The 14,305-nt window shown below is 51.4% G+C and carries 11 protein-coding genes; 5 read left to right on the top strand and 6 right to left on the bottom strand.

Features of this window, described 5'->3' with window-relative positions:
• Positions 1-134: 134 nt before the first annotated feature.
• Both EA26_RS08915 and exaC read right to left on the bottom strand, forming a co-directional pair.
• Positions 135-2,258, bottom strand: a complete 2,124-nt coding sequence (locus EA26_RS08915) for a methyl-accepting chemotaxis protein (RefSeq protein ID WP_039426878.1) — start codon at positions 2,256-2,258, stop codon at positions 135-137.
• A gap of 328 nt (positions 2,259-2,586) precedes the next feature.
• Positions 2,587-4,107 carry an acetaldehyde dehydrogenase ExaC gene (gene exaC / locus EA26_RS08910; RefSeq protein ID WP_039426875.1) on the bottom strand — a complete coding sequence of 507 codons (1,521 nt, stop codon included), beginning with the start codon at positions 4,105-4,107 and terminating at the stop codon, positions 2,587-2,589.
• A 235-nt stretch (positions 4,108-4,342) separates the two neighbouring features.
• Here exaC and EA26_RS08905 point away from each other — a divergent pair, with 235 nt between their 5' ends.
• A complete protein-coding gene (locus EA26_RS08905) occupies positions 4,343-6,103 on the top strand; it encodes a sigma-54-dependent Fis family transcriptional regulator (RefSeq protein WP_039426873.1) in 1,761 nt (586 codons plus the stop codon).
• A 60-nt stretch (positions 6,104-6,163) separates the two neighbouring features.
• On the opposite strand, the gene EA26_RS08900 is transcribed toward EA26_RS08905, so the two are convergent.
• Both EA26_RS08900 and EA26_RS08895 read right to left on the bottom strand, forming a co-directional pair.
• The gene (locus EA26_RS08900; protein ID WP_039426871.1) at positions 6,164-8,179 is read right to left on the bottom strand and encodes a sensor domain-containing diguanylate cyclase; all 2,016 of its coding nucleotides are present in this window, start codon (positions 8,177-8,179) and stop codon (positions 6,164-6,166) included.
• A 239-nt stretch (positions 8,180-8,418) separates the two neighbouring features.
• Entirely contained in the window at positions 8,419-9,072 is a 654-nt protein-coding gene (locus EA26_RS08895; RefSeq protein WP_193153806.1) for a glutathione S-transferase family protein, read from the bottom strand.
• A 110-nt stretch (positions 9,073-9,182) separates the two neighbouring features.
• On the opposite strand from EA26_RS08895, the gene EA26_RS08890 reads away from it, so the two are divergent.
• From EA26_RS08890 to tyrS, 4 genes are all read left to right on the top strand, one after another.
• Complete coding sequence (locus EA26_RS08890; RefSeq protein WP_039426864.1) at positions 9,183-10,016, top strand: LysR family transcriptional regulator; 834 nt, start codon at positions 9,183-9,185, stop codon at positions 10,014-10,016.
• 51 nt (positions 10,017-10,067) lie between these two features.
• Entirely contained in the window at positions 10,068-10,442 is a 375-nt protein-coding gene (locus EA26_RS08885; protein WP_039426862.1) for a rhodanese-like domain-containing protein, read from the top strand.
• Positions 10,443-10,530: 88 nt separating this feature from the next.
• Positions 10,531-11,373, top strand: coding sequence for a helix-turn-helix transcriptional regulator (locus EA26_RS08880; RefSeq protein WP_039426861.1), 843 nt, complete (start codon positions 10,531-10,533; stop codon positions 11,371-11,373).
• A gap of 86 nt (positions 11,374-11,459) precedes the next feature.
• Positions 11,460-12,722: a tyrosine--tRNA ligase gene (tyrS, locus tag EA26_RS08875; RefSeq protein WP_039426857.1), complete on the top strand. Its 1,263-nt coding sequence runs from the start codon at positions 11,460-11,462 to the stop codon at positions 12,720-12,722.
• A gap of 74 nt (positions 12,723-12,796) precedes the next feature.
• Here the strand turns inward: tyrS and EA26_RS08870 are convergent, their stop codons facing one another.
• Positions 12,797-13,267, bottom strand: coding sequence for a heme-degrading domain-containing protein (locus EA26_RS08870; RefSeq protein WP_039426856.1), 471 nt, complete (start codon positions 13,265-13,267; stop codon positions 12,797-12,799).
• Positions 13,264-14,304 carry an oxidoreductase gene (locus EA26_RS08865; RefSeq protein WP_039426854.1) on the bottom strand — a complete coding sequence of 347 codons (1,041 nt, stop codon included), beginning with the start codon at positions 14,302-14,304 and terminating at the stop codon, positions 13,264-13,266. The genes EA26_RS08870 and EA26_RS08865 overlap by 4 nt, the downstream gene beginning before the upstream one ends.
• Between the last annotated feature and the right edge of the window lies 1 nt (position 14,305).

The raw sequence follows: 14,305 nt of genomic DNA, 5'->3' as shown, positions 1-14,305 counted from the left end.
GTGGTCACTTACCAACCACTCAGCTACCAACCACTCAGCTACTAACCACTCGGCAATGCGCTAACAAAAGGGAGGCACACTGCGTGCCTCCCTTTTTTAAGACATTTGTTAAGACACTTTGCTTGGGCACTTGGTTAAGACGCTTTGCCAACATCAAAGCGACCGACCAACTGATCCAAACGTTGCAATGAGTTTTGCATCAACGCCGTTCGACGCGCTAACTGGCCAGAAGCTTCTTGCAACGCCGCCACGGTGTGTGAGGTTGCGTCGGCGGTTTGGCGGTGTTCTTCACTGTTGCGAGCGATCTCTTGGATCCGTTTAAAAAGACCACTAACTGAGGTTTGCAAGCGCTCACTTTGCGCCGATTGGTCGACCACCTGCGTGTTGCTTTCTACATTGGCAATGCCCTCTTGCATGTAGCTGACCGCCAGTTCCGACTGGCTGTGTAGCGCCTTCATCAGCTCGCCGATATTATTGGCCGCCTGCGAGGTTTTGTTGGCTAAGACGCGCACCTCGTCGGCAACTACCGAGAAACCTCGCCCATGCTCGCCCGCGCGTGCTGCCTCAATCGCCGCATTCAGAGCTAAGAGGTTGGTTTGCGAAGTGATCTCAGTGATGAGAGCGACAATGCCACCGATTTTTTGCATTTCTCGGTTTACTTCTTCCACCGTCTGCGCTGAGGACTGGACAATGGTTTTTATCTGCTCGGCACTTTGCGCAGCATTGTGATACTCCTGCTGCGCGGCGTGCACCGCGTCCTGCATCAAGCCATTCATCTCGATGGCCGTATCGTTGGCCCCCGCAATCTCTTGGCTTTGGATCCCCGCTAACGTCAGCATGTCGGTGAGCGATGTGGCGGTAGAGTCGCTACTGGACAGCAAGATCTGGCTGCGACGAAACATCGACTGCGATACGCTCTGCACCTCTTTGCTGGCAAACACCAGCTCTTTGACCATCCCCTGCAAACTGTCGATAAAACTGTTGGTCCAACGGCCAAGATCGCCCGTTTCATCGGCTTTAAAGCGACTGGCATCGAGACGCCGTGTCAAGTTGCCATCCCCCTCGGCCAAAACTTGCATCACCTGCGTCATGCTGCCAAGATGCGTCGCCAGTGGCTTCGCGGTGAGAAGATGAAACAGCGTTACCGCCACAGCGCCCATCAACAGTGAAAACAGCAGCAGTTGCCACTCGCTCAGCGGGTAAAGAGAGCTGACTGCAAATGGCAGCAGCATCGGAGCAAAAATACTCAATGCAAACTGCTGATTCAGTTTTTGCGCCACCGAGCGATGGCGATACACCTCTTCCAGATCCGCTTCACACATCATGCCCCATTTATCCAAAGAGCCAGGCATGGTGAAAGTCACCCCTTTACCAATCACCGGGATGTGCCGGTAATCCGAATAGCCGGGGTATTGCACATACAAATTGGCGCCGTTTTTGATGGTTTCACGCACACCGGGATGCAGCTTGCCCGTTTTCGGATCATTAAACACAATCTCAAATTCAGTATGATGCTGCACTTTGACCACACCCCACTTGGTATGCACGCCAGATTTTAAATTTTCCCCATGCGAAAAACGGTTATCTTCAAAACGCGAGCGCGAGAGCGCTACGCCAGGAGCTATCGCAGGGTCAAAATTTGACTGCACCATAAACAGGTAGTTATCGCCCGATTCACTGTAAATGTGCCCGGCTTCGCGCTGAATTAGATCGCCAATCACATCGTTCGGCACTCGCCCGCAGAGACAGCCAAGCAACTTGCCCTCTTGGCGCAGCGGTTGATAAAACATCAGGGTCACTTGGTCGTGAAAAGTGGAACTTGAAGCGCCTATCGCCAGAGTGATTTTGTCGACATACGGACCGTGCAGAAACGGTTGTTGCAAACCGTTTTTTAGCGCCGCTTTTGCGGCCACTTGACGCGTTTTCTGCCCAGAGTAAGTCGATTCCACAATGGTGCCACTGGGCTCTACGATAAACAGCTCGGAAAAATCCGTGCCCCGTTTGAGCAACCTTTGCAGCGTTTCGTGATATTCATTGGGCGCTTTGGAGGAGAGGTAGAGCGCGGCATCTTGCAAAAATGACCATTGATTGTTCGCCCAAGTGGTTAAAATTTGCACCCGCGTATTGGCAATATTTTCAAAAGTTTGCTCCAAAGCGTGCTTGCGGTTGCGATTAATAAAGCACGCTTTACCCATCGCCAATTTGCCTGTTTTCCCCAGCCAAGGCAGCCAGCGTTGTTCTTCCGACGTTAAATGCATAGACAAACCACCATTTCTCATTTTTATTCACAACAGCTGTGCAACCCTTATTCCACAACTGTTGCAGAAATAAGAAAACCAGACGATATGCTGAAATTTGAACTCGCTCCCAAAAACCCAACTGGCATTTTGGCTAAAGGTCAGTGAATGCAACTTAAGCTTTTGATTTGATAAATTTATTTTTTTGCACTATTTGCGTGCGAATGCGCCTTTAAGTTGCAATGTTTGCACCAGATAGGTGAGAAAACCCAGTGAAGCCATGAAAAAAGCCCTGAGATTTCAGGGCATAAAGTGAGATTCAACCTGTCGGCTTATTTAACCTGTCGGCCTAGAAGAAGCCAAGTGGATTGACATCGTAACTGATCAGCAAATTTTTGGTGTTTTGATAGTGATTGAGCATCATTTTGTGCGTTTCGCGGCCAATGCCCGATTTCTTGTAGCCGCCAAATGCCGCATGGGCAGGATAAGCGTGATAGCAGTTGATCCAGATCCGCCCCGCTTCGATATTGCGTCCCATGCGATAAGCGAGGTTCTGGTCACGCGTCCACAATCCAGCGCCGAGACCATATTCGGTGTCGTTGGCGATCGCCAAGGCCTCTGCTTCATCTTTAAATGTGGTCACCGCGATCACCGGGCCAAAGATCTCCTCTTGGAATACGCGCATTTTATTGTGGCCTTGCAGTAGGGTTGGCTGAATGTAGTAGCCTTGCGACAAGGCATCTTCTTGCTGGGCGATTTCACCGCCGAAGATCACTTTTGCGCCTTCCTGACGACCGATTTCAAGATAGCTGAGGATCTTGTCAAACTGCTCTTGCGAGGCCTGCGCGCCCACTTGGCAATCGGTATCCAGCGGATTGCCTTGCTTGATGGTTTTCGCCCGCTCGGCCACTTTGGCAATAAACTTGTCGTAGATGGATTCATGCACCAGCACACGTGACGGACAGGTACACACTTCACCTTGGTTGAAAAACGCCAGCAAGGTGCCTTCAATACACTTGTTCAGATACTCATCTTCATGGTCAAACACATCTGGGAAATAGATGTTCGGTGACTTACCGCCCAACTCCACGGTAGATGGAATTAAGTTATCAGCCGCACAGCGCAAAATGTGGTTGCCCACTTGCGTTGAACCAGTAAAGGCTAATTTGGCGATGCGGTTGCTGGTCGCGAGCGCTTGACCTGCTTCAGCGCCGAAACCGTTGACCACATTGATAACACCCGCCGGTATCAAATCGCCGATTTTTTCCATCAGAACTAAGATCGACGTTGGCGTCTGCTCTGCCGGTTTCAAAACCACACAACAGCCTGCCGCCAACGCGGGTGCCAGTTTCCACGCCGCCATCAGCATAGGGAAGTTCCAAGGAATGATCTGTCCGACCACACCAATCGGTTCAGGGAAGTGATAGCTTGCGGTGTTGGCATCAAGCTCCGCCGCGCTGCCTTCCTGCGCGCGGATACAACCAGCAAAATAGCGGAAGTGGTCAACCACCAGCGGTAAATCCGCCGCCAATGTTTCGCGCACAGGCTTACCATTTTCCCACGTTTCGGCCACCGCCAGCTCTTCCAGATGCGCTTCAATGCGATCGGCGATTTTCAGCAAGATATTGGAGCGCTCCGTGACACTGGTTTTCGCCCACTGCGCTCTGACATTGTGCGCGGCATCCAGCGCGAGATTGATGTCCGCTTCTCCTGAGCGAGCGACTTTGCAATACGCCTGACCGTTGACCGGAGAAATGTTGTCAAAATAGTCACCGCCGACCGGTTTCACCCACTCTCCGCCAATGTAATTGTCATAGTGAGATTTGAAGCTAACGATGGCATTTTCACTGCCTGGTTGTGCATAGATCATAACTCGTCCTTTTGTTTCTCGTTCAGTGTTGACAGTGTCGAAACGCACTGTTGTCCAACTTAACAACGCAAGTCACAGGCCAACAATAATCGGCTTGTTGTTAAACAAATGTAAAACTATGATTACCAAACGATAACAACTTGGGTGAGTTCAGATTGAGCAGAAGTATGGTGTGTTCACCAGTGTTCAAGTGCTACAAAATGGCACACTCTCACTGTGACAAAATGGTACAGTCATGCAACTTCAACAGGTTACTAACCCCAATTGGCTTTCCAGTTCTTGGAATCGCAGTGAACAGGCCGGCCTAAAGCAGCGCCGACGCCCAGAAGATGTGCGTTTAACTGCTGCACTGCTCAAAGATCGTCGCCAGCAAAACAGCGTACTGATTGACAGCGTTAGTCAGTATGCGTTGCCCTTGTTTAACCAGTTGTTTGCGCACAGTGACAGCCGTTTGATTCTCACCGATGCAGAAGGGGTGATTATCGGCAGTTGGGGACAACCGAAATTTCGTGAAAGACTGACCGAAATCGCCCTAAGTTCCGGAGCCTGCTGGCAGGAAAAACTCAAAGGCACCAACGCGATTGGCACTGCCTTAATCGAAGCCAAACCCATCTCGGTGATTGGTGATCAACATTTTATACAGCATCACCGCTTTATCAGTTGTTCTGCCAGCCCTGTTTTTGATCACAATGGGCAATTGATAGGTATTTTGGACATCACCAGCGAAGAGCAAAAGCATGATTTTTCCACCCAAGTGCTAGTGCAAAACATGGTGCAGCAGGTAGAAAATCAACTGCTAAACCAGATCCCAGATAGTCATATTCGGGTCGACTTGGCCTGTGAAACCTCCCTGCTGCACAGTGGCTGGCAAGGCGTGATCATCGCCGATGAAGCAGGAACAATTTTGGCGCACAACCAAGTGGCCAAGCAGTTGTTAGCGCGAGACAAGGTGATCGGCCAGCCGCTGGAGAGCGTCTTACAGCAGCGTTCATCCCAGCATCCGCTGGTGTTTGCAACCCAAACCTTGGGCGAGAAAAAGCGCCGCAGCCGCGCGATTTGCGCCTCAAACGATCTTCACTTTGGCGACAGCAGAGTCGAGCATTGCTGGCAACAAGCGAATCGCGTCATCGACAAAGATATCCGTTTGCTGATCCTCGGAGAAACCGGGGTAGGCAAAAATGAGTTTGTAAAAGCACTACACAAAAACAGCGCGCGCAAAAACGGGCCATTGGTCGCGGTTAACTGCGGCGCACTACCAAAAGATCTGATTGAATCGGAGCTGTTTGGCTATCAGGCGGGCGCTTTTACTGGTGCGAGTAACAAGGGCTATCTGGGTAAAGTGCGCCAAGCCGACAAAGGGATTTTGTTTTTAGATGAGATTGCCGATCTGCCTTTGGCGGCGCAAAGCCGACTACTGCACGTATTGCAAGATAAAACTGTTCTGCCGATTGGCTCAAACCAAAGCGTGCAAGTGGATACACAAATCATTGCCGCTACGCACAAAAATCTTGAGCAGTTGGTCGCGCAGGGCGAGTTTCGTCAAGATCTCTACTACCGCCTCAATGGCCTTATCATCGAACTGCCGCGCTTACAACAGCGCAGCGACAAACAAACTCTGATAGAGCAAATTCACCACCGTTATGCCGAGAGCGATCAATCGATTTGCCCTCACCTAATGGCGCTGTTGCTCGATTACCACTGGCCGGGCAATTTACGCGAGCTCGATAGCCTGCTTAAAGTGTCCGCACTGATGGCACAAGGTGAAACTGTGCTGACCCTCAGCCATCTGCCGAATCACCTTGCTGGCAAGCTGGGCCAACCGCAACCTCATTATGAGGAAGAAGCGGCGGTCAAAGACATCAAATCGACCGTCGATGAATCTTTGCTGAAAACCTACCAAGCGACACAAGGCAACATCAGCAAAACCTCGCGTTTGCTTGGCATAAGCCGCAACACCATTTATCGCAAACTTAAGAGTTTAGGGATGCTGCGCTAATAAGTATCGACAAAACAATGACAACACTTAAGATGCCCCCCAGCGCCACTATTGATGCAGTTAAGCTTGGTAAAAATAGTAACCATTTTTCCCCGCCAGTTTAGCTTGATACATGGCTTGATCGGCTTGCTGTATGAGTGTGTCTGCGCTGATATCACGATTTTCTGGATAGAGACTGATACCAATACTGGCCGACAAGCTCATTTCATACCCTGAGACATGCAGCGGCTTCGCGATAGAGCTGAGTAAACGGGTTACAATCTGAGTCGTGCGGTGTTTATCATCAATATCCGACAGAATCACAATAAACTCATCGCCACCAAAGCGCGCTAAAGTATCTTCTTCTCGAGTAATGGTTTTCATCCGCTGCGCCATCACGCACAGCACTTCATCACCCGCTGTATGCCCATATTGATCGTTCACATCTTTAAAGCCATCTAAATCAATGAACAGCAGAGCAATGGCACGGCCATATTTTTTCGCATTCAGCATCGATGTATTCAGACGCTCTTGCAGCAAAAGACGATTAGGAAGTTTGGTTAAGGCGTCGTAATGGGCAATCTTCTCTAAGTGGTACTCGTGTTCTTTGAGCGCGGAAATGTCGGAAAACAGCGCGACATAGCGAACTTCTTCTACCGCATCACTGACCCGACTAATGGTCAGCAGTTCAGGATAGATTTCGCCGTTTTTACGTTTGTTCCAAATTTCGCCGCGCCAGCACCCTTCAAGATGTAAGTCCTTCCAAATATTGTGATAAAACGCCCGGTCGTGAATACCGGATTTAAGCATTTTCGGCGACTGACCAATCACCTCTTCTCGGCTATAACCCGTGATTTGGCTAAACGCCCGGTTGACATCGACAATCAAACCACGGCTATTGGCAATCAAAATCCCCTCGCGTACATATTTGTACACATCGGCGGCGAGTGCGAGCTGCTGTTCTCGCGCTCTATCTTCACTGATATCAATGTGAGTGCCAAACATCTCTAGCGGTTTACCACTTTCATCCCACAGCGCCACTTTGCCCCTATCCATTACCCACACCCAATGTCCATCGCGGTGACGCATCCGCACCTCACATTGGTAGTACTCATGCTCACCAGCAAAGTGCGCTTGCAGTTTTTCCTCTGATTTTTTGACATCCTCGGGGTGGAGATGATCAAGCCAAGTTTGGATAGAAATAGGCTCTAGTTCATGCAACTGATAACCAATAATTTCCGCCCAGCGTGGGTTAAACTCGGTCTTACCCGTTTGAATATTCCAATACCAAGTGCCTGCATCGGTCCCTTCAATCACGTTTTCTAACCGCTCACGTTGCGAGCGCAATGTGTCTCGCGTTTTGCAGATCACTTTTAGCATCTCGTTGACGGTGTCGGTTAATACGGAGAGTTCGGTATAAGAAGAGGAGTGAACTTTTGCGGTGGGTAAACCATCGGCATCTCGCTTAACTAAGGTGTTGGTAATTCTTTGTAGCGGACGGGTCAAAATCCATTGTATCAGGGTTGCCGAGATCACGGTTTGCATCAGCAGCAGGCCAAGGGCCGTGAGTAACGAGTTCAACAATAGGCTTCTTTTTTCCTGCCCTAGTTCTTCACCACTGCCATACACTTTGACATGGCCGAGCAAAGCACCCTCTGCGCTTCTAATGTCTCGCTGCTGGAAAAACTGTGAAGAAGCAAGCAAGTGATCATCTTGGCTAGATATAAACTCACGCACTTCACCCGTTGGCATTTTAACCAAACCGAAGGTTGAGAAAGGCGGTTCAAAGGCGGATTCTAACTGAGAAGCTTCCAGCAAGATGGCGAGCAGCGCTTTATGATTCGCGGTACTCATTTCTGTTTGCAAAAAGAGCGAATAATCAGCAAGATGACCGGTTTGCAAATCGCTAGCAATCGCACGGCTTAGCCGCTCTGCACTCTCCAGAGCTTGACTCAAAATCTCCTCTTCAAGCATCTCAGTGCGATGTTGATAGGTATAAAAAGCGTAACTGGCGATGACCAATGATGTGGTCAAGATCACCATGACCACCAAACTCAACGCTAAAGAACGCCCCCGTTGCACAGCCCATTTATCCATACGATCCTCCAGCCTTTGAGACACGCTCAAACAGGACAAGACAGATTCGCAAAGATTGTGCCACCATTGTCTCGCCCCTCTGGATGGATTACCGTACGACCACGATCACTGATAAATTAACTATAAGCGATACGATACTGGCTTCAGGGCTTTTTGGTTACTTTTTGACAGAAATCATAATAAAGGTGAGAAACCTTGTCGCTAAGGTATACCAATCTCAACGACAAGATGAGAACCGGTTAGATCGCGACCTCTTCACCCGCTTCGTCTTCGCTAACAATATCGCTCTCTTGAGCGGCTTCCGCCAACCAACGCTGCATCGCGGCGCTTTGCAGTACTTTGTCTCGATAGAGCGCGGCTTGCTCTGACAGCGGGATCTGGTAAGTGATAAAACGCAAAACCACAGGAGCGTACATAGCATCGGCAATCGACCAGGCGCCAAACAGCCATTGCTGCGGGTACTGCGTCATCTGTTCACTCCAAATCGCATCAATACGGGCGACATCGAGACGTGCTTGCTCAGAAAGTACCACTTTACGCCTCGCGCGGCAGTTCATTGGTAACTCATTACGTAATGCGCTAAACCCTGAGTGCATTTCACAAGCGATAGCGCGCGCTTTGGCTCTTTCTCGCCCATCGCTAGGCCACGCTTTTCCGCCTAATTTCACTTCGTTGAGGTACTCCAAAATCGCCAAGGAATCCCACACCACCAGCTCACCATCAACTAAAGCAGGCACTTTCCCTGTAGGCGTAACTCCCTGTAATGTTTGGTAAAACTCAGGTGTAAATAACTTGAGCTTTTCAATTTCAACCTCTAGTCCGTTTTGAGCAAACCCCAACCATGCGCGTAGTGACCAACTAGAGTAGTTTTGATTTCCTATGTAGAGCTTCATTGTCATTCCTTTTTCGGTTGATATAGCAAAACAATAGGGCAAGTTTTTCTGCGCGACTAACGGATAGTTTTTATATAACCTATTCAAAATTACGATGGATGAGGCAAACAATGGACATTGAAGCTTTACGCAGTTTTCTTGCTTTTGTCGAAACGGGCAGTTTTACCCGGGCGGCAAAACAGATCAGCCGTACACAGTCGGCTTTCAGTGCGCAAATGCGCAAATTGGAGGAAGAGATTGGCGCTTCGCTGTTTATCAAAGAGGGGCGCTATTTGGTCCTTAGCGATGCCGGTGTGCGCCTCACCACTCACGCGCGCAATCTGGTGACGCAGCATGATGAATCCTTGTCTCAACTGCAGCATTTTCAGGATAAACGACCGCTGCGCCTCGGCTGCCCGGAAGATTACAATCAAACCGTGCTGCCGACGTTAGTGGCCAAGCTGCAACAGTTGCAACCCACCTGCTCGATACAGATTTACAGCTTGCCCAGTGTCGATTTGCGTCGCCAATTAGACGTGGGCGAGCTGGACTGCGCGATTCTTACCCGCGCGCCCGATAGTGAGGAAGGCTACTGGCTTACTTCCGATCAGGGCGTGTGGATCGCATCGCCGCACTATCAAGCCGATCTGCACACGCCGCTTACTCTGGCGCTGTTTCAAACCGACTGCAAATATCATGCGGCTGCGATTGATGGCTTGACCAAGCGCGGTATCGCTTTTCACCTTTTGGCATGTTGCAATACCGCCTCGGCGCAGCGCGCTTTGGTCGAGCAGGGTTTAGCGATTGGCGCCATGGGGCGTCTCAGCGCTGGTAATAGAGTGCAAATATTGGCCGATATGCCACCCCTACCTAAGGTGGATATTGTGTTAGCAGTCGCCGCTAAACCACACCCTTTGCTCAGCCAACAACTGCTGACAAAGCTCGAAAGTGAGTTTGTTTGTTAGCCTTGAACCTTCATCTATTCGTTACGATGACAACGCGAATTGGAGAACAGCATGTCAAAACTTAACTGGAAATCGGCTTGCCTAACGTTATTGCTTCTCGCACCTTGCGGGCCGCTTATCGCCTCTGAGCGCGCAGAAACTGCATGGGAAATGGTAGAAAGCGGCGCGCTGCTGATCGATGTGCGCACTGCCGAAGAGTTCGCCAGTGGGCATCTCGAACAGGCGCGTAATATCCCTCTTAGCGAGGTTGCCAGCGGCTTTCGCGCGATTGATAAAAGCCAGCCGATCGTGGTCTATTGCCGCAGCGGCAACCGCTCGTCCATCGCCATGCAAGCGCTGATAAAACAAGGCTTTACCAATGTGCACAATGGTGGTGGCCTAAGTGAAATGCAGCAAACTCAACTGGAAATGCCGCCACTTAATTGAGCTTCCATGCCAGTAAAGCCAACGGAAGCTCGACCAAACCCAGCAGAGTCGGCATACTGCCGGCTGTGCTTTTCGCTCGGTTAAGATTATGCAAGTCAGTCTCTTAGAATATCACGCCTTAGGTGATGCGATTATCGCGCTCAATACGCCCGCCTTTACGTCGCGCTATGTGGCGCTGCTGCGCGAGATTGTCGATTTTGACTGCGCGGTGATGCTTGGCTATCGCCACAACAAACACCCGATTTATCTCTACGATTCGATTCCGGATAACCGCGAACTGCTGTTTCAACGCTACCTGACGGAGTCATATCAGCACGATCCGTTCTATCGTTTGGTGGCCGATACGCAGCAAGAAGGCGTGTTTCATCTCAGCGAGATGACCGATGCGCCGCACAGTTATCAGCAACACCATTACCAGCAGCAGTTTTATCCGCAAACCGGCTGGCAAGATGAAATGAGCCTGGCGGTGCAACTCGACCATGAGCGCTGGATTTTGCTCTACCTTGGCCACCTTGCTGCCGGACGCCGTTTTTCCGCGCAGGACCGACAAGCGCTCAAAAGCCGATTCCACACGCTGGCGCCGCTCTGCCGCCAACATTGGAGCGCCAATGCGCTGCTGCTGGCCCATAGCGATGACACTGCGCCGGAGAGCGAGACCAACCACACACCCGACATGCGCCGCTGGGTGGAACGCGCACTAGCAAGCTTTGGCACCCAACTACTGAGCCCACGTGAGCAGCAAATTACCGCGCTGCTGGTACAAGGGTTGGATTCGCAAGAGATCGCGACGCAATTGGGCATCACACACGGCACGGTCAAAAATCATCGCAAGCGCATCTACGCGCAGCTCCATGTCGCCTCGCTCAGTGAACTGTTTCAGCTGTTTTTAAATCACCTGATTGGCGCGCCAAACCGCTCGCCACGCGCTTGAGAAAATCGCCGCGATTATCCCTTTAGGGACATCGCCGACACAAAGCCCTTTCCGTTACTCTGCCTGCAAGACATCTTGGAGGCTGTATGAATTCCCAAACCCTATTTCATGATTTAACCGCGCGCGGCCTGATCGCGCAAAGCACATCGCTCGATGAACTCACCGCCCTATTCTCTGAACCGCAAACCCTGTACTGCGGCTTTGATCCAACCGCAGGCAGCCTGCACATTGGTCACTTGGTGCCGCTGTTGATGCTCAAACGTTTTCAGGATGCGGGGCACCAGGCCATTGCGCTGATTGGCGGCGCAACAGGCATGATTGGCGACCCAAGCTTTAAAGCCACCGAACGCACACTCAACTCAGCGCAGACCGTGCAGCAATGGGTGGACGATTTACGCCAGCAGATCACACGCACCATGACGCCGCATCTCACCCAGCCACTGCGGTGTGTCAATAACGCCGACTGGACAGGCCAAGTGAATGTGATCGACTTCTTCCGCGACATCGGCAAACACTTTTCAGTCAATGCAATGATCAACCGCGAATCAGTGAAACAGCGTCTGGCTCGCCCGGACCAAGGCATTTCGTTCACCGAATTCAGCTACTCGCTGCTGCAATCGTTCGACTTTGCCCATTTGAACCGCGAACATCATTGTCGCCTGCAAATTGGCGGTAACGATCAATGGGGCAACATCGTCAGTGGCATCGACCTCACCCGTCGCCTGAATAACGAAACCGTGCATGGTTTAACGCTGCCACTCGTCACCAAATCCGACGGCAGCAAATTTGGCAAAACCGAAGGGGGCGCCGTTTGGCTGGACGCGAGTAAAACCTCGCCCTACGCGTTCTACCAGTTCTGGTTGAACAGCGACGATGCCGATGTATACCGTTTTCTGCGTTACTACACCTTCCTGTCGGTGGACGAGATTGCACGCATTGAAGCCGAAGATGCCGTGCGAAGCGGCAAACCACAAGCGCAGCAAATTCTGGCCGAGAACATCACTGCATTTGTGCATGGTGAAGCGGGTTTAGCGAGCGCGCAGCGCATCAGTGACGCGCTGTTCAGTGGCGCAGTTGCACAGCTCAGCCTGGATGAACTGGCACAGCTTGAGTTGGATGGGCTGCCGTGCACCACCGTCAGCACCGCCGATGATGTGGTTGAACTGCTGATCGCATCGCAACTCGCCAGCTCCAAACGTCAGGCGCGCGAATGGTTGGCCAATGGCGCCATTCGCGTCAACGGGGAAAAAATGGCCGACGCCGATTTAAACCAGAGTTTTGCGCTGTTCGATCGCTACTACCTGCTGCAACGCGGTAAGAAACAGTTTGCGCTGGTCAAACTGAGCTAAATTTACACTGTAAACAAAGCATCAAAGGACTTGTGAATGACGTCAAACTAAGAAAAGCCCAGCACGGGCTTTTCTCATTTTTTGCTCTCAGCCATTACCTGAGCAAGTGCCTGCGTGACCAAATTGTGATCGTGCAAAGAAGGCAAACCAGAAACCGTCACTGCCCCCACCAATCCAGATCCGGCAATACGAATCGGAAACGAGCCGCCATGAGCGCAATATTCCGCAGCATCAATGTGCGGCTGCGTCTCAAATTCGCGCTGTTTTTGCGCGTTGTACAGCGACAGATAGTAAGAACTGCGGCCATAACGCAGCACCGAATTGCGTTTGCGACGCATCCAATCGAGATGATCCGCGCACGTGCCCGGCATGGCGTATTGAAACAGCGTCTGGCCAAAACCATACACTTCAATCGCCACCACAGCTTGCTGGCTTTCTGCCATCTGTTTGAGCGCGCAGCCCAGTTGCCACGCGACATCGTGGTTAAAATGGCTCAGCTGCAGCGTCTCTTCTTGCTGCGCAATCTCGGATAATGTCAGGCTCATAACTTCACCTGCAACGTTTGACCTGTTTTGCTGCTCTCCAGCGCCATTTCAATCAGCGCAATGTTTTGCAACGCCTGCTCTGGCGGCACCGGGTTGGCCATGCCGAGACGAATCGCATCCGCCACGCCTTTGAAATAGAGCTGGTAGCCGCCCAGTTCAGTTGGAATAATTTCTGATCCCGTTTCGCTGTGCAGCTGACCATACAGCGACGCATCTTCCTGCGACCACTGCGGACTGTCCGGCTGCTTGCCTTCTTTGAGGTAGGTTTCCTGCGGATCGAGGCCGTATTTCTCGTACTTCGCCAGGCTACCCAGCACTTTGTAGCGCAGATTCGGCTCTGGGCTGTAGAGGTTTGAATGCAGGTGCACCAAATGATTTGGGTAGTGCAGGATCAAGTTGTAGTAATCGATGGTGGTCGCGCCCGGGCGCATCATGCGGCACTGCGCATTGATCGCTTGTGGCAAGCCAAACAGCGCCAGCGCTTGGTCCAGCAGGTGCGGCGCCAAATCGAACAAAATACCGCCGCCATCTTGCGCCAGTTCACGCCAGCGCTGACGAATTTGTGGACGGTAGCGGTCGAAGTGGGATTCAAACAGTTTGATGTCGCCCAAACGCCCTTCCGCCATCAGCTTTTGCAGAGTGAGGAAATCGCCATCCCAACGACGGTTATGAAACACGCTCAGCGTGAGGCCTTTTTCCGCCGCCAACGCAATCAGCTCTTCGCCATCTTCAATGCGGGTCACGAACGGCTTTTCAACGATCACGTGTTTGCCATTTTGCAACGCGCGTTTGGCCAGCGGGTAATGCACATCGTTCGGCGCGGTGATGATCACCAGCTCCGCATCGCTGTTATCCAGCAGATCATTCGCATCGACAAACCATTGCGCGCTCGGCCAATCGGCCGCGACCGCGGCTTGCTGGCTGGAACTGATCGCACTCAGCGTCAGCTCAGGCAGCGCGTTGATGAAAGGCAAGTGAAAGGTTTTCGCCGAATAGCCGTAGCCGATCACGGCGGTTTTTACCGGAGCGTAAGTCATA

Source organism: Vibrio navarrensis (assembly GCF_000764325.1).
Lineage (GTDB): Bacteria > Pseudomonadota > Gammaproteobacteria > Enterobacterales > Vibrionaceae > Vibrio > Vibrio navarrensis.
This window is presented reverse-complemented; position numbering and strand designations above follow the sequence as displayed.